Raw genomic sequence first — 18,291 nt, 5'->3', positions numbered from 1 at the left:
GACGCCGCGCAGAAGACCCGAGCCGACTCGATGCACGACATCCGCGCCATCCGGGAGAACCCGGACGCCTTCGACCGCGACCTCCAGCGCCGGGGCCTCGCGCCGCTCTCGGCCGAGCTGATCGCCCTCGATGAGGCGCGGAAGTCGTCCGTCTCGGCCGCGCAGGCCAACCAGGAGCGGCGCAACGCCCTGGCCAAGGAGATCGGCGGCGCCAAGAAGGCCAAGGACGAGGACCGCGCCGCCGCCCTGATGGCGGAGGTCGCGGCCCTGAAGGCGGCCGAGCCCGAGCTGAAGGCCGCGCAGGACGCGGCCGACAGGACCCTGGCAGACCGCCTCGCCGCGATCCCGAACCGGCCGAAGCCCGACGTGCCGGAGGGCGCGGACGAGCACGGCAACGTCCTCTACCGCAGCCACGCCGCGACCCGCGAGCGGCTGACCGAGGGCCGCGAGCATTTCGAGCTCGGCGAGGCCTCGGGCCTGATGGATTTCGAGGCGGCGGCCAAGCTGTCCGGCTCGCGCTTCGTGGTGCTCAAAGGCCAGCTCGCCCGGCTGGAGCGGGCGCTCGGCCAGTTCATGCTCGACCTTCACACGCAGGAGCACGGCTACCTGGAGGTGGCGCCGCCGGTGCTGGTGCGCGACGCCGCCATGTTCGGTACCGCGCAGCTGCCGAAGTTCGAGGACGACCAGTTCTCGGTCTTCAAGGGCCTCGACTACGTCAGGTCGCTGCAGGGGCAGGCCGGCGCCGACACCGCCCCGGTCAGCGACGAGCATTTCTGGCTCGTTCCCACAGCCGAGGTGCCGCTCACGAACCTCGTCCGCGAGGCGATCCTCCGCGAGGAGGAGCTGCCCCTGCGGTTCACCGCGCTGACGCCCTGCTTCCGGGCCGAAGCGGGGGCGGCGGGGCGCGACACCCGCGGCATGCTGCGCCAGCACCAGTTCAGCAAGGTCGAGCTGGTCTCGATCACGACGCCGGAGGAATCCGCCAACGAGCACGAGCGGATGCTGACCAGCGCCGAGGCCGTGCTGAAGAAGCTCGATCTGCCCTACCGGGTGATGACGCTCTGCACCGGCGACATGGGCTTCGCCAGCCAGAAGACCTACGACATCGAGGTCTGGGTGCCGGGCCAGCGCACCCACCGCGAGATCTCGTCCTGCTCGGTCTGCGGCGACTTCCAGGCGCGGCGGATGAACGCCCGCTACCGCGGCAAGGACGGCAAGCCGGCCTATGTCCACACCCTCAACGGCTCGGGCGTGGCGGTCGGTCGCGCGCTCATCGCCGTGATGGAGAACTACCAGAACCCGGACGGGAGCATCACGGTCCCGTCGGTGCTCCACCCCTACATGGGCGGGCTCAACCGGATCGAAGGGGCCCGCTGATGCGCATCCTGGTCACCAACGACGACGGCATCCACGCGCCGGGCCTCGCGACCCTGGAGGAGATCGCCCGGGAGCTCTCGGACGACGTCTGGGTCGTGGCGCCGGAGAGCGACCAGTCCGGCGTGTCGCACTCGCTCTCGCTCAACGACCCGCTGCGGCTGCGGCAGGTGTCGGAGCAGCGCTTCGCCGTGAAGGGCACGCCGTCGGACTGCGTGATCCTGGGCGTGCGCCACATCCTCGGCGATCACGGGCCGGACCTCGTCCTGTCGGGGGTCAACCGCGGCCAGAACGTCGCCGAGGACGTGACCTATTCGGGCACGATCGCGGCCGCCATGGAGGGGACGATCCTCGGCATCCGCTCGATCGCGCTGAGCCAGGCCTACGGGGCGGGCGGGCGCGGCGCCCTCAAGTGGGACTGCGCCCGGACGCACGGCGCGAAGGTCGTCCGGAAGATCCTCGAGACCGGGATCGAGCCCGGCATCCTGGTCAACGTCAATTTCCCGGATTGCGAGCCGGCCGACGTGCAGGGCGTCGCGGTCGCCGCGCAGGGCTTCCGCAATCAGGCGCTGCTGTCGATCGACGCGCGGGTCGACGGGCGCGGCAACCCGTATTTCTGGCTGGCCTTCGCCAAGGCCCGGTTCGAGCCGGGCCACGGCTCCGATCTCAAGGCCATCGCCGAGAAGCGGATCTCGGTGACGCCCCTGCGCCTCGACCTCACCGACGAGCCGACGCTGACGCGCTTCGCGCAGGCCTTCGCCGAGTGATCGATCTAGGCAGCCTGGAGGAGGCTGCCGGCAACGCGGCCTTCGTGATGGCGCTCCGCGGCCGTGGCCTGCGGGACACCGCGGTGCTGCGGGCCATGGAGCAGGTCCCGCGGGACACCTTCGCGCCGCCGCCGCATCGGGAGCACGCGCGGCGCGACATCGCCCTGCCGCTGTCCTGCGGCGCGTCGATGACGGCGCCGTCCACGGTGGCGCTGATGCTGGCGCAGCTGCGGCTGGAGCCCGGCCAGCGCGTCCTGGAGATCGGCACGGGCTCGGGCTACGTGACCGCGCTGCTCGCCCAGCTGGGCGCGGGGGCGGTGCTCAGCCTGGAACGCTACACCTCGCTGGCCGGGGCGGCGACGCGGCGGCTCGCGGCCCTGTCCGAGGTGCATGTCGTCCGGGCGGACGGGCTCGCCCCGGACCTGCCGGACGGCGGCTTCGACCGCATCCTCGTGCACGGCAGCGTCCCGGCGATCCCGCCGCACTGGCGCGCGGCCCTCGAACCGGGCGGACGGCTGGTGACCGGCCTGGGCGGCGGCGGAGCTTGCCGGATCGCGGTGCTGACGACGCCCGAGGCCGACCCGGAACCGGGCGCGCCGGTGCGTCTCGCAGCGCTGGTGCCGGGGCTGGCGCGCGTGCTCTGACGACGCGCCGTCATCGCGAGCGCAGCCAAGCGACCCAGGGTAGCGCACCGCGTTCGCGAGCGTGGCGCCGCTGGATCGCGCCGCTCCGCTCGCGAAGACGCCGAAGCCGCGGCTACCCCACCCGCCGCGCGGCGCGCCACAGGCGCCACAGCCGGCGCCAGCGCGGCAGTTCGACGAGCGTGTTGAGCGGGTCGTAGGAGGCCCGCTCCATGACGGCGAGGTAGGGCTCGACCAGGGCCACCGGCAGGAACGCCGCCCCCGCCGAGGGCGCGATGGTCGGGCGCGCCGCCTCGAAGGCCTTGAGGTGCTGCCGGGCGATGCCGCGCAGGTCGGCGCAGGCCCGGCGCAGGCCCGGGCCCCCGCGGCCCGTGACGATGTCCTCGCGGGTGACGCCGTAGCGGCCGAGGATGTCGGCCGGCAGGTAGACCTGCCCCGAGCGGGCGTGCCACGGCAGAGCGCGCAGGAGCCCGGTAATCCCGTAGGCGACCCCGGCATGCCCGGCCGCGCCCGCGCCGCCGGGCTCGGTGCCGTTGCCGATCACGAGGCTCGCCAGCCGGAACAGCGCCGAGGCGGTCTCGCCGCAATACCCCTCCAGGTCATTCACCCGGGGCATCGGATCCTCGTAGAGGTCGAAGACGCGGGCGTCGATCAGGTCGACGAAGGGCTGGCGGCCGAGGCGGTTCGCCCGGATCGTTTCCTCCAGGGCCGCCGCCACCGGGTTGGCGCGCACGTCGCCCCGCGCCTCGCCCTGCAGGGCGTCGCGCCACCATTGCAGGCGGATCTCGCCGGCCATCGGGTTCGAGACGGCCTCGCGCACCCGCGCGATGGTCAATGAGAAGGCGTAGAGGGCGAAGAGGTGCGGGCGGGCGGCGGCCGGCGCGAACAGCGTGGCGTAGTAGCGATCCGGATCGCCGTCCCGCACGAGGCCCTCGCAGTGGGACTGGGCGAAGGCGAGCCCCGTCTCGGCGGTCTGGCCCTCCACCTCGGGCATCAGGCCACCGCGATCAGGGCGGCCGCGATCTTGCGGTTCTCGGCCACCAGGATGTTGTAGGTGCGGGCCGCGGCCCCGGTCTGCATCACGTCGAGGCCGACGCCGAAATCCTTGAGCCAGCCACGCAAGGCCGGATCGATCGCCGCGATATCGAGACCGGTGCCGACGAGCAGCAGCTCGATCCCCGCGGCCTCGGCTTGGATCGGGCGCAGCGCCGTCCGGTCGATCGCCTGGGGCTCCGTCACGTCCCAGGCTCGGACCCCTGAGGGCAGCATCAGGATCGAGCCGCGATGCGACATCCCGGCGAAGCGGAAGCCGCCGTTGCCGTAGGTGTCGATGATGTGGCGCCCCGGCACGAAGCCGGACTCGAAGCTCTTTGGACTTGGCTGATCGGCCATGTTGGAAAAAGGACTACTCCGCCGGTTGCGGGACGCCCGACCGCTCCGACGCCGCGCGGGCGCCCGAGAGCATCAGGCCCAGATAGATCAACACCGGCGTCGAGACGAAGATCGCCGAGTAGGTGCAGATCAGGACGCCGCAGAGCATCACTACGGCGAAGCCCTTGATCGCCTCGCCGCCGAACAGCACCAGCGCCAGCAGCGACAGCGCGGACGAGATCGACGTCATCACGGTGCGCGACATGGTCGAGTTGATCGACAGGTTGAGGAGATCGACCGTGGGGATGGTCTTGTAGCGCCGCATCAGCTCGCGGGTCCGGTCGAACACCACCACGGTCTCGTTGAGCGAGTAGCCGACGATCGTCAGGATCGCGGCGATCGAGGTCATGTTGAACTCGATCCGGCTGATGATGAACACGCCGACCGTCAGAACGATGTCGTGGAGCGTCCCCACGATGGCGCCGAGCGCGAGCTCCCGCTCGAACCGGAACCAGAGGTAGAGCAGCACCGCCACGACCGACAGCACGACGCCGAGCGTGCCGGACTGGACGAGCTCGCCGGAGACGCGCGGGCCGACGGTCTCGGTGCGGCGGAAATCGTAATCCTTGTCGAAGGCGGCGTGCGCCTTGTTCATCACCGCGGTCTGGCCCTGCTCGCCGGGCTGGAGCGGCAGGCGGACCAGCACGGTGCCCTGGTTGCCGAGTTCCTGCACCTCCGGCTCGCCGAAGCCGAAGCCCGCGGCCGTGTGCCGGATCGACGCCACGTCCGCGGTGCCCGACTTCGCCTGCAGCTCCACCAGGGTGCCGCCCTTGAAATCGATGCCGAAGTTCAGGCCGATCGTCAGGAACAGCGCCACGGTCGCGAGCGACAGCACCGCCGAGAGCGGGAAGGTGAAGCGCCGGAATCGCATGAAGTCGAAATGCGATTCATCGGGCCAGAGGCGGAGCAGGCGCATTTTTTCGGACCTAACGTTGGGAAGATCGCAGCACCGGCCCGATCGCCTGTCCCACCCTCGACCTCATCCTGAGGTGCCGGAGCGCAGCGGAGGCCTCGAAGGAGGGCTCCAGGATCCACGGCGCCTTCCGGAGAGCTCCTTCGGGGCCCGCTGACACGGGCACCTCAGGATGAGGGCGGTGGTTCGGAACGGGCTTGTGCCAGGGGTGATGCGTCTCCCGATAGTGAGCGCGTTCAGAACGGCAGGGTCTTCGGCCGGAACGTGTTGTACCACACCGCGATCATCATCCGGGTCAGCGTCACCGCGGTGATGACCGTGGTGAGGATGCCGAGGATGAAGACCACGGCGAAGCCCTTTACCGGGCCCGAGCCGAGGAAGAACAGGATCAGGGCGGCGATCGCCATGGTCGAGTTCGAGTCGATGATGGTGGCGAAGGCCCGGTCGAAGCCCGCCTGCAGCGCCGAGATCAGCGAGCGGCCGGCCCGCTGCTCCTCGCGCATGCGCTCGTAGATCAGCACGTTCGAATCCACCGCCGTGCCGATGGTGAGCACGATGCCGGCGATGCCCGGGAGCGTCATGGTCGCCTCCAGCACCGACATCAGGCCCAGGATCAGCCCGACATGGACCATGAGGGCGATGTTGGCGATGAAGCCGAACGTCCCGTAGGTCGCGAACATGAAGGCCACCACGAGGCCCGCCGCCACCAGGGTCGCGAGCTTGCCGGCCTCGATGGAGTCGCGGCCGAGACCCGGGCCGACGACGCGGCGCTCGACCACGGTGAACTTCGCCGGCAGCGCGCCGGCGCGCAGCAGGACCGCCAGGTCGTTGGCCTGCTGCACGGTGAAGTTGCCGGTGATCTGGCCCGAGCCGCCGGTGATCGCCGAGCGGATCACGGGCGCCGACACGACCTCGTTGTCGAGGACGATCGCCATGCGCCGGCCGATATTCTCCGAGGTCGCCTGCCCGAAGCGCTGCGCGCCGCGCAGGTTGAACTTGAAGCTCACCATCGGCTCGTGGGTCTGCTGGTCGAAGGCCGGCTGCGCGTCGGTCAGCTCGCCGCCGTCGGCCATGACCCGGCGCTCCACCGGGACCTTGGCGCCCTTCTCGTCCTTGGAGGGCAGCATGTCGACGTCGCCCGAGGGGCTGTCGGCGAGCATGCGGAACTCCAGCTTGGCGGTGGAGCCGAGGAGCTTCTCGAGGCGCTCCGGGTTCTGCTCGCCCGGCACCTGGATCAGGATCCGGTCGGCGCCCTGCTGCTGGATCGACGGCTCGGTGGTGCCGGTGGAATCGAGGCGGCGCCGGATGACCTCGATGCCCTGGCTCACGGCTCGGCGGGTCCGGTCGGTGATGCCGGCATCGGTGAGGGTCAGGCGGATCACGCCGCCGGGCTGCTCGGAGACGTCGAGGGTGCGGGCCGCCGTCTGGCCCAGGGAGGTGGTGATCGGCTGCGACAGCTCCTGGAGCTTCGGCAGGACCTTGGCCCGGGCGGCGGCGTCGTCGATCTTCACCTGGACGCCGCGCTGGAGCAGGCCGATGCCGCCGTCGGCGCGGACATTCTCCTGCTGGAGCACGCGGCGCACGTCGTCGCGCAACGCCTTGGCCTGCGAGGCGATGAGCTCGTTCTGGTCCACCTCGAGCAGGAGCTGCGAGCCGCCCTGCAGGTCGAGGCCGAGCACGATGGCGCGCGTCGGCACGACCCAGCTGGGGAACCAGGAGGGCAGGCCGGCAACGAAGCTCTTGCGCTGCTCGGGCGAGAAGAAGCTCGGCACGGCGAGCGTCAGCCCCACCAGGATCAGACCCAGTGTCGCGATGATCTTCGCACGGGAGAAGCGCAGCATCGGCCGTTTTTTCTCTCTTGGGCCGGCGCACGGCGCCGGCCAGTTCAATCGGAAATCAGGCGGCCTTGACCGTACCCTTGGCGCGGACCTCCGAGATCATCGACCGGACCACCCGCACGCGCACGTTCGGGGCGATCTCGACCTCGATCTCGGGCTGGTCGTCCGAAGCCTTGGTCACGCGGCCGACGAGGCCGCCGTTGGTGACGACCGTGTCGTCCCGGCGCACGGACTTGAGCAGCGCCTGGTGGTCCTTGACCCGCTTCTGCTGCGGTCGCAGGATCAGGAAGTACATGATCACGAAGATCAGGACGAACGGGACCACCTGAAAGGCGATCTCCGCTCCGCCAGCGGCCGCACCGGCCCCTTGCGCGAAGGCGGGGGTGATCAACGAGCGTCTCCTGCGAATGGCGCGCAGGCCTGCCGCCGGATGTGGCGCCCGCAGACCTGTCGAAAAGCGCGCGGACTATAGCCAGGGGCTTCCCGAAAGCAACGGCGAAGCGTCGGGCATCCGCGGCGCGCTCACAGCAGGGCGCGGATCGCCGCCGCGAAGGCGTCCGGCGCCTCCTGGGGGAAGTTGTGGCCGACCCCCGCGACGATCTCACGCCGGTACGGGCCGGTGAAGTGGCGGGCGTCCGTGTCGGTGGCGGGCGGCGGCCCGACGCCGTCGTCGGCGCCGAGCAGCACGATCGACGGCACGGCGATGGCCGGCCGGGCCGCCAGCCGCGCCTCGATCGGGGTCAGCGCCGGGTCGCCCGGCACGAGGCCGAAGCGGTGGCGGTAGGAATGCACCACCACGTCGACGAAGTCGGGGTTGTCGAAGGCGCGGGCGGTCTGCGCGAAGGTCTCCGCGTCGAACGCCCAGGTCGGCGACCAGAGCCGCCAGAGCAGGCGGCAGAAGGCGTCCCGGTTCTCGGAGAGGCCGGCGCGGCCGCGCTCGCCGTGGAGATAATACTGGTACCAGAGGCGGTGCTCGGCCTCCGGCGCGACCGGCCGCCCGGCGGTCGGGATGTTCTGGATGTTGTAGCCGACGCCGCAGCTGACGAGGCCCCGGGCCCGGTCCGGCCAGAGTGCGGCCACCACGCAGGCGGCCCGGCCGCCCCAATCGTAGCCGGCGAGGACGGCGTTCCCGAGGCCGAGGGCGTCGAGGAAGGCGAGCAGGTCGGCCCCGAGCGCCGCCTGCTCGCCGGAGCGCGGCGTGGCGGGATCCAGGAACCGCGTCGGCCCGTAGCCGCGCAGGTACGGCACGAGGCAGCGCACGCCGTCGGCGGCGAGTTGCGCGGCCGCGGCCGCGCAGGCGCGCACATCGTAGGGGAAGCCGTGGAGGAGCACCGCCGGCGGCCCGTCGGCCGGTCCGGATTCGAGATAGGCGACCTCCAGGACGCCGGCCCGCACGCGCTTCATCGATGGCTCCCGGATTCGCGACGCCGGGATCCTAGCGGGTTCGCCGCGCAATTGCCGCACGCGCTTGCCCTCGCCGGTTCGCGCCCGACTTCACCCTGCGACGAAGAAGCGCGACGGTGGAGAACCATGGGCCTGCTCGACGGTGCGAAGACCCTGATCGGCGATGTGGTGGCGGCGGCCGACCGGGCCTTCGAGGAGACCGGCAGCGGCAAGCTCGCCCTGTCGCTGGCGAAGTTCTATCCCGGCGGACTCCTGGCCTTCCTCGACCGCCTGCGGGAGACCGGGCACGGGGAGGCGGTGGGATCCTGGCTCGGCTCGGGCGCGCGGCAGACGGTGCCGGCGAGCGCCATCGCGGCCTGCCTGCCGGAGGGCGTGATCGAGCGGCTCGCCTACGACCTCGGCGTTCCGGAGGCGCGCGTCCCCACGGTGCTGGCGGAGTTCCTGCCGGCGGCGGTCGCCGACCAGAGCGAGAACGGCAGCCTCAAGCCGCAGCCGAATTTCAGCACCCAGGTCCGCTGATCGCCCACCTCACGGGACGGCGCACTTCATCCGCGGCGGCGCGGTCGCGCAGCTCAGGTAGCAGCTCTGCCCGACGAAGCAGAACCACGACAGTTCGCCGCTCTTCAGGCAGGAGCCGCCGCAATGGCGGTACGTGCCATAGAGCGGCCGAACGAAGACGGCATCCGCCAGAGGGCGCCCCTGAGCAAAGCGCTCCGGCGCCAGACGCCCCGATTCCGCGTCCGGCAGGGCCGCGGTGACGGACGCGACCGCGAGCACGCAAGACAGCGCCAGGGATCTCATGAGAGCCGACCGCGGACCGATGTCCCGGCCGGCATTCCGGACCATAGGCCGATCGCTGTCGACTAAATTGCGGTTCACACCGGCGCGTCGCGGACCACAGGCCTCTCCCGCTTCGCGAAGATTTCTCTAGACTCCCGCCACTGACCATTCGACGGGGGTCCACATGAGTCTGCTCAACACCCTCGGCGGCTCGCTGGGGCAGATCGCGCTGAAGGCATTGCCGGGCGTGATCCAGCAGGTGCTGCCCGGAGGACTGAACGCGCTGCTCGATCAGCTCCGGCGCTCCGGCTACGAGAGCCAGGTCAATTCCTGGCTCGGCCGCGGCCCGAACGAGCCGATCACGGCCGAGGACCTGCGCAAGGTCCTCGACAACGAGCAGGTGCGCCAGATGGCGGAGAAGCTCGGCGTCCCGATGGACCAGCTGTTCCCGACCCTGGCGCAGGCCCTGCCCGAGACCGTCGACCGTCACAGCCCCGACGGGACGCTGCAGGCACCGAAGGCTTAGGACAGCCGGCGCGGGTCGCGAGCCGGGGAGGCCGGACGGCGGACGACGACGCGAAACGGCGGCCCCGTCCGGGACCGCCGCCGCGTCTTGCCGTCTCGTTCGGTGCCGCGCGGGCCGGCCTCGGCCCCGCGCCGTCCGCCTCAGTTGCTGGCGAGCTGGGACATCGGGTCCACGGGCGCGCCGCCCTTGCGGATCTCGAAGTGCAGCTGCGGCGAGGTCACGTTGCCGGAGGCACCCGACTTCGCGATGGTCTGGCCGCGCTTGACCTTGTCGCCGGGCTTCACGTCGATCTCGCCGTTGTGGGCGTAGGCCGAGACGTAGCCGTTGGCGTGGCGCACGAGGACCAGCTTGCCGTAGCCCTTCACGTCGGACCCGGCGTAGGCGACCGTGCCCTCCTCGGCGGCCTTGACCGGGGTGCCCTCGGGGACGGCGATGTTGATGCCCTCGTTGCCGGAGGTGCCGTAGCCGGAGATCACCCGGCCCTTGGCGGGCCAGCGGAAGTTCTCCGTCGCCTCGGCCACCGAGCCGGTGGCGGCGGGCTCCGGCTTGGCCGGCGCGGCGGCCGCGACCGGGGCCGCCTTCGGCGCCTCCTTGGCGGCGACCTTCTCGACCTTCTCGGCGGCGGCGGCCTTCTGGGCGGCCTCCTTGGCGGCCTTCGCCTCGGCGAGCTTCTGGGCGGCCTCCGCCTTCGCGGCGGCCTTCGCCTCCGCCTTGGCCTCCTGAGCCTTCGCTTCGGCCTTGGCCTTGGCCTCGGCCTTCGGATCCGCCTTCTTCTCGTCGGCCTTCTTCTCGTCCGCCTTGGCGACCTGTCCGGGACGCACGTGCTTCGGCTTCTCGCCCTCCTTCAGGGCGACGTCCTTGCGGGACTTGGCGTCGGCGACCTTGCGGGCGGCGGCGTCGCGGGCGAGCGCCTCCTTGCGCTCCGCCTCCTTCTCGGCGGCGGCGGCCTTCTGCGCGGCTTCCTTGGCGGCCTTCGCCTCGGCGAGCTTCTGGGCGGCCTCCTTGGCGGCCTCCTTGGCCTCCTCGCGCTTGGTCGCGATCTTGTTCTCGACCTGCTTGGCGTCCTCGCGCTTCTCCTCGGCGGCCCGGGCCGGCCGGGCGGTCATCGGGGACGCGGCGGGGTTCAGCCCGGAGGCGTTGTAGACCGGGATCACGATCTGGCGGCCGGGCGTGATCTGGTTCGCGTTGCTCAGGCCGTTGGCGGCCAGGATCGCCGAGGCGGGCACGCCGAAGCGGGTCGACATCTGGTTCAGGCTGTCGTTGCGCGACACGGTGATCTGCGTGCCACCCTCGGCGCTCCAGCCAACCTTGCCGGTCGAGGCGACGCGGGTCGCGGGGGCGGCGGCGTTGGTCTGGGCCGGCGTCGCGGCGGCGGACGGCCGCGCCGCGGCGGGCGCGCCGAGCGCCTCCGACTGGATGCGGCCGGTCCGGACCGGCGGCACGGATTTGAGGCTCCCATCCGGCAGGCTGCCGGTGGCGGCGGGTTCCGAGTCGAACGGGTTCGAGAACGGGTTGGTCAGACGCGACGCGTCCGAGGAACAGGCGGCAGCCGCACCGCCGATGATGCCGATGAGCGCGACGCGCGACAGCGTCCGCAACATCTGACCCGTACCGCGCACCCGCATCGACGCACCCGTTTGCCTGACGCAACCTGATGCGCCAATGAAGACGGATTCAGGTTAAGCAACCGTTCCCGTTCAGGCTGTCTGCGACCCTGGAGCGAAGGTAGGCGCAAGGTTTTCGCGCGGTGCCGGGGATGATTCCCGAGCGCGGGATCGTCCCTTTTCGTAACCGGCCGGCACCCCACATCGAAACCATGTTTACCATCCGCGGCGCGCGCGACACCCTGGCCGACCTGCCGGCGATCGAGACGGCGCGTCTCACGATCGCCGCCCTGCGGCCCGCGGACGCGCCGGCCGTCCGCGCGCTCACCGACGATCCGGCGATCACCGCGGCGGTGGATTTCCTGCCGACGCCGTTCACCCTGCAGGATGCCGAGGACCTGATTCGCAGCGGCGCGCGGGGCCGGGACTGCTTCCTCGGCGCCTGGACGCGGGACGGCGCTCCCGATTCGGCCGGGCGCGCGCTCGTCGGCGTCTTCGGCACGCACCTGCGCGGCGCCGGCACGATCGAGATCGGGTACTGGGTCGGCGGCGCCGCCCGCGGGCGCGGCTACGCCTACGAGGCCGTCTCGGCGATCCTCGGGCTCCTCGGCGGGCGCTTCCCGGCGCGCGTCGTCGTGGCGGAGTGCCGCCCCGCCAACGTCGCCTCCTGGGGCCTGCTGGAGAAGCTCGGCTTCCGCGACACCGGCGAGGAGGGCCACCGGCCGGGCCGGCGCCTGCTCAGGCGGACCTGACCCCCGGGGATCGAGCCGGGCCGGGATCGATGGCGCGGCCATGAAAAAAGCCCCCGGCCTGAGGCCGGGGGCTCGCTGACGGGCGGCGTCCTGAGCCGGACCGGGCGGTCCGATCAGAAGGTGATGCCGGTCTCGACCATGTAGCGGTCCTGCGAGGTGCGGTTGCCGGTGCGGCCGAAGCCGGTGCCGAGCGTGCCCTCCGCGAGATTGCCGCGCGTGATCCCGCCGAGTTCGACGTGGGCGTACTCCACGCGGAAGAAGTAGCGGTCGAAGGTGAAGGTCGGCGTGACGGTCACCGAGAAGGCGTTGCTGCCCGCGCCGAAGCCCAGCAGGTTGGTGCCGCCCGAGCCGCGGACGCCCGTCTGCTCGGTGTACTCGACGCGGCCGGCCAGGGCGAAGTTGTCGGTGAACGAGTAGGCCGCCAGCAGCGCGCCGCCGTAGGTCGAGGCCGAGTTGCCGATGCCGACGCGCAGGTCACGCTCGACGTTGGTGAACTGGAAGTAGGGCGAGATGATCCACGGACCGTTCGCGTAGGTGTAGTTGATGTTGAAGATGCCGCTGTTCTGCTGGAGGTTCGGCGTCGCGAACTGGTAGCGCGGGCTGCGGTCGAGGGCGTTGGTCCGGCCGACGTTCAGGCCGCCGTTGACGCCGATCGTGTTGTAGTCGTCGAGCTTGTAGGCGACGTTACCGGTGAACCACGTGATCTCGTTGGAGAAGAAGCCGTCCGTGCCGGCGAGCGACACCGAGAGCGGGCCGCTGCTGTAGTTGACCTGCACGCCCTGGTTGATGAAGTTCTCCTGCACGAACAGGAGGCCGCGGTTGATGTTCAGGTTCTGGTAGGTGAACAGCAGCTCGGTGCCGATCAGCGTGAACATCCGGCCGCCCTGGACCGACCACTCATCGTTGATCTGGATCTTGCCGTAGGCGACCGGGACCGGGCCGAACAGCAGGTCGGTCTGGGTGAAGGTGCCGAGCGTGGGGAAGCCGAGCTGCGGGATCGAGTAGCCGCCGGCCTGGATGTAGAACTGGAACGCGCCCTCGGGCTTCTGGATGATGCCCTGGACGTTCGAGAAGTCGAACCGGGCCGCGCGGTCGCGGTCGTTGGGGGCCGCCGGCGTCGAGAACGACGCGAACGGGTTCGACTGGGTGTAGCCGTAGCCGGTGATCGCGCCGCCGACGTAGAGGTCGCCCAGCGGGCCGGCCGAGAAGCAGCTCGGATTGGGATTGGCCTTGATCACGCCGCTGTAGGCCGGGCCGAGCAGCGTGGCCTTGCAGGGCTCGGCAGGGGGCGCGACGGGAACCGGCGCCGGGGCAGCCAGATCGGCCGCGAGAATGCTGGTCGAGGACAGCAGCACGGTGGCCAGGCCGGCCAGGGTGGATCGCTTCAGCATGGTGTCGCAGCTCGTTCGGATTCGTCCACGGCCAAGCTGACATCGCGACGCGATTGACACAAAATCAAACATGAAGCAGTTGCATAATTTTTAGGCAGTTCCGTATCGCTGATCACGTTCGATGCGGAAATGTGACTTTGCCGCCACATTTGTATCGGAACCCCGGCCCTTTCCTTCCGCGCGGAGCCGGAGGACTTCCGCCGGGCTCGCCAATTCTACCGAGTCAGTCGGCGGGGCCGATCGGATCGCAGCGAAACCCTCCGAAGTCCTGCCGGGCGAGGCGTTCGGCGAGCGCCGGCAGGAACAGCATCGCCTCCTCGGCGAGGCGCCAGGGCGGGTTGACCACGATCAGGCCGCTGCCGGTGAGCCGCGTCGGATCGCCCGGCCGGTCGATGAGCAGGTCGAGGCGCAGGGCCGGGCGGGGCAGGGCGGCGCCGAGGTCGCGGACCATCCGGTCCAGGACCGCGGCGTCCTTGATCGGGTACCAGGCCAGGAACAGCCCGGTCGGCCACTTCGCCACCGCGCGGGCGAGATGGGCGCCGAGGCGCTCGATCTCTCCGGGCATCTCGTAGGGGGGATCGATCAGCACGAGGCCGCGCCGCTCCGGCGGCGGGATCTGCGCGTTGATCGCGGTCCAGCCGTCGAGGTTCATCACCTTGGTGCGGGCATCGCGGGCGTAGCGGCCTTGGAGGGTCGCGGCGTCCGCCGGGTGCAACTCGACGAACACGCCCTTGTCGCCGGGGCGGAGCGCCTCGCGGATCACGGCCGGCGAACCCGGATAGGCGGTGTCACCGTGGCGCGCCCGCACCGCCGCCACCGCGGCGCGGTAGGGCGCCAGCAGCGCCTCCACCTCCGGCGCGAAGGGCGCCGCCATCCGGCCCCAGCCGTCCCGCCACTCGCCGGTGCGGGCCGCCTCGTCGGCCTCGAGATCGTAAACGCCGAGCCCCGCGAAGGCGTCCAGCGCCCGGAACGGCTTGTCCTTGAGGCGCAGGTGGTCGAGCACCCGCGCCAGGACGAGGTGCTTGAGGACGTCGGCGTGGTTGCCGGCGTGGAAGGCGTGCCGATAGTTCATGGCAGCGCGCTCAAGCCGATCCCGGGCGCCGGGTCCAGGGTCCGGCGCGCGAAAGGCCGAAAAAAACTCAGCGGGCGGCGTCGAGACTCACTTCGGGCGCCCGGCAATTGCCGCGGGCGACCTCGGGGCAGGGGGTGAAGCCGCGCAGGTCCTTGCCGAAGCAGATCCGGACCTCTTGCAGCTGCCCGCGGGTGCAGGTGACCGCCATCATGTCGGGGCGCAGGCCGCGATTGGCCGTCACGAACTGCCGGGCGATCTCGATCGGCGCGAGGCTCTGCGGCGGGGCACCGCCCTTGAGCGCGTCGGGGATCGTCACCGCGAGCCGCGCCGCGCGGGCGGCCGCGAAGTAGGCGGCGGGATCGAGCCCCGAGCAGGTGCCGTGCTTGCGCCACTCGTAGCGGGCGAGACCCTCGCTCGGGTAGACCTGCCCGGCGACCTCCATGGCCTGCCGGGTCGGCGCGCGGTTCACCGCCGAGCAGTTCTGCGGGTAGCCGCTCGCGTATTGCGGCCACAGGCCGTGGACGACGAAGCCGAGGCCGCGCCCGGGGGCGCACTGGACGTCGTCCCGGCGGGCGCCCGGCCCCGCGCAGTAGGTCGGCGACCAGGACAGGGCGAGGACGTAGAAATCGAAGTCGCCCGGCGTGCCGCGGCGGGCGAAGCCGCCGTAATCCTGGGCGACCGCCGGGGCGGCGACCGACCCGGCGAGGAGCAGGCCCGCGAGGCCGGCGGCGCGCCCGCGCATGGTCAGGGACGCGCCATCCGGCAGGCGGTGGCGTAGGCGTAGGAGAGGTCCCGGTCGAGCCCGTGGATGCAGAACTCGACGCCCCAGGTCGCCCCGATGATCCCGAGGCTCTCGCGCACCGAGTAGTCGACCTTGCGGCGGACCCCGTCGGAGGTGGTCACGGTCGCGGTGCAGAACCGGCGCGGATAGGTGTCGAGGCCCCAGGGCCGCCACGCGGTGCGCTCGATCGTGTCGAAGGACAGGATCGTCATCGACGAGTTCCAGAACTTCGCCTCCTTCTCGGCGAAGTTGGTCGAGACCCGCTCCAGCACCGACGGGTCCTGGCAGCCCGGGATCTGCGCGTCGAACGGGAAGATCCGCTCCTCGGCGGGCTCGATGTCCTCCCGGGCCGAGCGGGCGAGCGCCGGCTGGGCCAGGGCGAGAAGGGCCAGCCCGAGGGCGAAGCCGTGAAAGACCGGGCGCATGGCGCGTGCCTCGACGGATGTGCGATCCTGCATCCGCGAACGATGGCTTGGCCGCGCCGCCAGTCAAGCTCCGGCAGCCCCGCGCCGGCGCTTTGACGGCCTGTGCGGCGCGGCCGCTACAGTCGTCGGTCGAGGTCAGATGCGGGACCGGTGCTCGGCCGGATCCGGCTCCGTCCTCCCGGGGGCGCATCCGGACGGATGGCCTTCGGACCGGCGCCCGGCGCGGAGCCGGGGAGCCGCGCCCGTCTCTCAGTAGATCGGCTCAGCGCTCGGCGGCGCGCCGAGCTGCAGCGGCTCGTCGTAGTCCTGCGCGGGCTCCTCGTGGGCGGCGGCGACCCGCGGCGCCGGCCGCACGGGCGGCGCCGCGGTGTAGGCCGAGGCCGCGGCCGGGCGGTCGAGGGGCCGGGCCGGCGCCCGGGCGACCTGGGTCGCGCTCCCGGCCTTCGACATCGGCGACACGCCGTAGGGATCGTCCTCCTCCACGTCCACCGGTGCCTGCGGGCCGGCGGGCTGGCGCTGCGGCGGGACCGGACGGCTCAGCGGCCGCTCGGCGCCGGTGCCGAGCTGCGGCGTGAACTTGATCAGCGGCTTGCAGATCCGCCGCAGACCGCGCGGGTCGTGCCGGGCGAGGTCGACGTGGATGTGGTCGTAGTGGAACACGTTGGAGCCCGGCGCCAGCACGGTGGTGAAGCGCTGGCAGGCGCCCAGGAAGATCTCGCGCAGGAAGCCCTGCTCGGCCTCCGTGCCGCGCCAGCCGCCCTTGACGGTGATCACGTGGCCGTCGGCGAGCTTGATCGACATCACGTCGATCGCGTTCCCGAAACCGTGCTCGGAGAGCTTGGCGCCGGGCTGGTTGTTGCGGCCGCGGCAGGAATAGGAGCCGGCGTTGATCTCGGCCACGGGTACGCCGAAGTAGAGGTTGGCGGCCGGCTGGATCGTGTCGGCGAGCCACGCCTCGGCCTCGGCCAGCGCCGGGCAGCCCAGCGTCATCCGCTGCTTCAGCAGCACGGAACCGCCGCCGAGCCGCGTCACCCGGAACGGCTGCTGCATCCCGCAGGGGCCCGGGCCGTCCATCGCCGCGATCGGCGTGATGTACTCCGAGGGCTCGACAAGCTTCTTGGCCAGGCAGACCTGCTCCGCCTGGTCGCGCCACGGCTCGCGTCGCTCGAAATGGTTGATCGAGCACGCGGTGAGGCCCGCACCGAACAGCGCCAGGGCCGAGAACAGGGATACGCCACGCCACATGACCCGGACGATGCGCACGGTCGCGTAAAGCGTTCGTCAACGGCGTTTCGGGAATGCCGCGGGCTGTGGCGTCTCGGTTGACAGCGCCGCGGACCCCGGACTGAATGCATTATGCTCTCGCTTCTCGACATCCGCGCCCGCATCGAAGCCGGCACCCTGACGCCCGCGGGCGCGATCGACCTGTGCCGCGCCGCGATCGCCGCGCGGGAGCCGGACCTGCACGCGCTGGTCACCCTCGATCCGGCTCCGGCGATCCCCGAGACCGGGCCGCTCGCCGGCATCGCGGTCGGCGTGAAGGACATCATCGACAGCGCGGGCCTGCCGAGCCAGATGGGCTCGCCGATCTACGCGGGCTGGATGCCCCGGGGCGACGCCGCGGTCGTGAGCCAGCTGAAGCAGCTCGGGGCCGTCGCCCTCGCCAAGACCACCACGACGGCCTTCGCGAGCAGCGATCCCACCGAGACGGTCAACCCGCACGATCCCGGCCACACGCCGGGGGGCTCCTCGGCGGGCTCGGCCGCTGCCGTCGGCGCCGGGATGCTGCCGCTGGCCCTGGGCACGCAGACGGCGGGCTCGGTGATCCGGCCCGCGAGCTTCTGCGGCTGCGCGGCGGTGAAGCCGTCGTTCCGGCTGATCCCCACGGTCGGCGTGAAGACCTACTCGTGGGCCCTCGACACGGTCGGGCTGTTCGCCGCCGGGGTCGCGGACGTCGCGCACGCCCTCGCGCTCGTCACCGGGCGGCCGGAGATCGAGCGGGCGGAGGCGGGCTCGGCGCCGCGCATCGCCGTGGTGCGGCAGGACTTCGCCGGGGACCCCGAGCCGGAGGCCGAGGCCGCGCTCACCCGCGCCCGGCAGGCGGCCGAGCGGTCCGGGGCGCGGGCGAGCGACCTCGTCCTGCCGCAGGAGCTGGCACAGGCCTGGGAGCGCCACCGTCTCATCCAGAACTACGAGGGCCGGCTGGCGCTGGCCTGGGAGTACGACACGCAGGCCGACGCGCTCCCGCCCCGGACCCGCGCGCACCTCGATGACGGGGCGGCGATCAGCCCGGCCCAGTACGACGACGCGCGCCGCCACGGCCATCACGCCCGGCGGGTGCTGAAGGGCCTCTTCGCCGATTACGACGCGATCCTGACCTTCTCGGCGCCGGGCCCGGCACCCGCGACCCTGGTCTCGACCGGCGACCCGCGCTTCAACCAGCTGTGGACGCTGATGGGCGTGCCCTGCGTGAACGTGCCGGTGCCCGGCCACCGCCTGCCGGTGGGCGTCCAGGTGATCGGCCGCTTCGGCGACGACGGCCGGGCCCTGGCGGTGGCCCGGATGATCGAGGCCGCCCTGCGCGGCTGACCG

20 protein-coding genes are annotated in these 18,291 nt (G+C 71.7%); 7 read left to right on the top strand and 13 right to left on the bottom strand.

The genetic code is table 11. From position 1 onward, the window contains the following. The first annotated feature begins 30 nt into the window (after positions 1-30). The 3 genes from serS to BKE41_RS12680 are packed head-to-tail and all read left to right on the top strand — an operon-like array spanning position 31 to position 2,785. The gene (serS, locus tag BKE41_RS12690; protein ID WP_024830062.1) at positions 31-1,377 is read left to right on the top strand and encodes a serine--tRNA ligase; all 1,347 of its coding nucleotides are present in this window, start codon (positions 31-33) and stop codon (positions 1,375-1,377) included. Then, positions 1,377-2,141 (top strand): 5'/3'-nucleotidase SurE, encoded by a 765-nt coding sequence (gene surE / locus BKE41_RS12685; protein WP_012319249.1) that lies wholly within the window; start codon positions 1,377-1,379, stop codon positions 2,139-2,141. The genes serS and surE overlap by 1 nt, the downstream gene beginning before the upstream one ends. After that, positions 2,138-2,785 carry a methyltransferase domain-containing protein gene (locus tag BKE41_RS12680; RefSeq protein ID WP_043073717.1) on the top strand — a complete coding sequence of 216 codons (648 nt, stop codon included), beginning with the start codon at positions 2,138-2,140 and terminating at the stop codon, positions 2,783-2,785. The genes surE and BKE41_RS12680 overlap by 4 nt, the downstream gene beginning before the upstream one ends. Before the next feature lie 112 nt (positions 2,786-2,897). Here the strand turns inward: BKE41_RS12680 and BKE41_RS12675 are convergent, their stop codons facing one another. The 6 genes from BKE41_RS12675 to BKE41_RS12650 form a co-directional block, all read right to left on the bottom strand. Further along, positions 2,898-3,776, bottom strand: coding sequence for a phytoene/squalene synthase family protein (locus tag BKE41_RS12675; protein WP_024830064.1), 879 nt, complete (start codon positions 3,774-3,776; stop codon positions 2,898-2,900). Next, positions 3,776-4,174, bottom strand: a complete 399-nt coding sequence (locus tag BKE41_RS12670) for an MTH938/NDUFAF3 family protein (protein WP_059409272.1) — start codon at positions 4,172-4,174, stop codon at positions 3,776-3,778. The genes BKE41_RS12675 and BKE41_RS12670 overlap by 1 nt, the downstream gene beginning before the upstream one ends. 13 nt (positions 4,175-4,187) lie before the next feature. Further along, positions 4,188-5,129, bottom strand: a complete 942-nt coding sequence (secF, locus tag BKE41_RS12665) for a protein translocase subunit SecF (protein ID WP_012319245.1) — start codon at positions 5,127-5,129, stop codon at positions 4,188-4,190. Positions 5,130-5,362: 233 nt separating this feature from the next. Beyond that, complete coding sequence (secD, locus tag BKE41_RS12660) at positions 5,363-6,967, bottom strand: protein translocase subunit SecD (RefSeq protein ID WP_012319244.1); 1,605 nt, start codon at positions 6,965-6,967, stop codon at positions 5,363-5,365. Between the two features lie 55 nt (positions 6,968-7,022). Beyond that, positions 7,023-7,355, bottom strand: a complete 333-nt coding sequence (gene yajC, locus BKE41_RS12655) for a preprotein translocase subunit YajC (protein ID WP_012319243.1) — start codon at positions 7,353-7,355, stop codon at positions 7,023-7,025. Positions 7,356-7,486: 131 nt separating this feature from the next. Continuing rightward, the gene (locus BKE41_RS12650) at positions 7,487-8,368 is read right to left on the bottom strand and encodes an alpha/beta hydrolase (protein WP_059409271.1); all 882 of its coding nucleotides are present in this window, start codon (positions 8,366-8,368) and stop codon (positions 7,487-7,489) included. A 126-nt stretch (positions 8,369-8,494) separates the two neighbouring features. On the opposite strand from BKE41_RS12650, the gene BKE41_RS12645 reads away from it, so the two are divergent. Beyond that, positions 8,495-8,887, top strand: coding sequence for a YidB family protein (locus BKE41_RS12645; protein ID WP_070999489.1), 393 nt, complete (start codon positions 8,495-8,497; stop codon positions 8,885-8,887). A 9-nt stretch (positions 8,888-8,896) separates the two neighbouring features. Here BKE41_RS12645 and BKE41_RS12640 read toward each other — a convergent pair whose 3' ends face one another. Beyond that, entirely contained in the window at positions 8,897-9,169 is a 273-nt protein-coding gene (locus BKE41_RS12640; RefSeq protein WP_071000681.1) for a hypothetical protein, read from the bottom strand. 163 nt (positions 9,170-9,332) lie between these two features. Between BKE41_RS12640 and BKE41_RS12635 the strand changes: the two genes are divergently transcribed. Next, the gene (locus BKE41_RS12635) at positions 9,333-9,674 is read left to right on the top strand and encodes a YidB family protein (protein WP_029360023.1); all 342 of its coding nucleotides are present in this window, start codon (positions 9,333-9,335) and stop codon (positions 9,672-9,674) included. Between the two features lie 140 nt (positions 9,675-9,814). Here the strand turns inward: BKE41_RS12635 and BKE41_RS12630 are convergent, their stop codons facing one another. Continuing rightward, positions 9,815-11,299 (bottom strand): peptidoglycan DD-metalloendopeptidase family protein, encoded by a 1,485-nt coding sequence (locus BKE41_RS12630; RefSeq protein ID WP_058606960.1) that lies wholly within the window; start codon positions 11,297-11,299, stop codon positions 9,815-9,817. A gap of 191 nt (positions 11,300-11,490) precedes the next feature. Between BKE41_RS12630 and BKE41_RS12625 the strand changes: the two genes are divergently transcribed. Next, on the top strand, positions 11,491-12,030 hold the full coding sequence (locus BKE41_RS12625; protein WP_029360021.1) for a GNAT family N-acetyltransferase: 540 nt from the start codon (positions 11,491-11,493) through the stop codon (positions 12,028-12,030). 113 nt (positions 12,031-12,143) lie between these two features. On the opposite strand, the gene BKE41_RS12620 is transcribed toward BKE41_RS12625, so the two are convergent. The 5 genes from BKE41_RS12620 to BKE41_RS12600 all read right to left on the bottom strand — a co-directional run bounded on the left by BKE41_RS12620 (position 12,144) and on the right by BKE41_RS12600 (position 16,944). Then, on the bottom strand, positions 12,144-13,421 hold the full coding sequence (locus BKE41_RS12620; protein ID WP_012319236.1) for a porin: 1,278 nt from the start codon (positions 13,419-13,421) through the stop codon (positions 12,144-12,146). A gap of 223 nt (positions 13,422-13,644) precedes the next feature. Then, positions 13,645-14,493, bottom strand: coding sequence for a 23S rRNA (adenine(2030)-N(6))-methyltransferase RlmJ (gene rlmJ / locus BKE41_RS12615; RefSeq protein WP_070999487.1), 849 nt, complete (start codon positions 14,491-14,493; stop codon positions 13,645-13,647). A 67-nt stretch (positions 14,494-14,560) separates the two neighbouring features. Beyond that, positions 14,561-15,235, bottom strand: a complete 675-nt coding sequence (locus BKE41_RS12610; protein WP_063110167.1) for a ribonuclease T2 — start codon at positions 15,233-15,235, stop codon at positions 14,561-14,563. A gap of 2 nt (positions 15,236-15,237) precedes the next feature. After that, positions 15,238-15,699: a hypothetical protein gene (locus BKE41_RS12605; RefSeq protein ID WP_012319233.1), complete on the bottom strand. Its 462-nt coding sequence runs from the start codon at positions 15,697-15,699 to the stop codon at positions 15,238-15,240. 249 nt (positions 15,700-15,948) lie between these two features. Next, positions 15,949-16,944, bottom strand: coding sequence for an extensin family protein (locus tag BKE41_RS12600; protein WP_012319232.1), 996 nt, complete (start codon positions 16,942-16,944; stop codon positions 15,949-15,951). Positions 16,945-17,055: 111 nt separating this feature from the next. On the opposite strand from BKE41_RS12600, the gene BKE41_RS12595 reads away from it, so the two are divergent. Then, positions 17,056-18,288: an amidase gene (locus BKE41_RS12595; RefSeq protein WP_070999486.1), complete on the top strand. Its 1,233-nt coding sequence runs from the start codon at positions 17,056-17,058 to the stop codon at positions 18,286-18,288. The last annotated feature ends 3 nt before the right edge of the window (positions 18,289-18,291 follow it).

It is taken from the genome of Methylobacterium sp. C1 (assembly GCF_001854385.1).
GTDB classification, from domain to species: Bacteria; Pseudomonadota; Alphaproteobacteria; order Rhizobiales; family Beijerinckiaceae; genus Methylobacterium; species Methylobacterium radiotolerans.
Note: the sequence above shows the minus strand (reverse complement) of the source record. Positions and strands in the feature narration are given on the sequence as shown.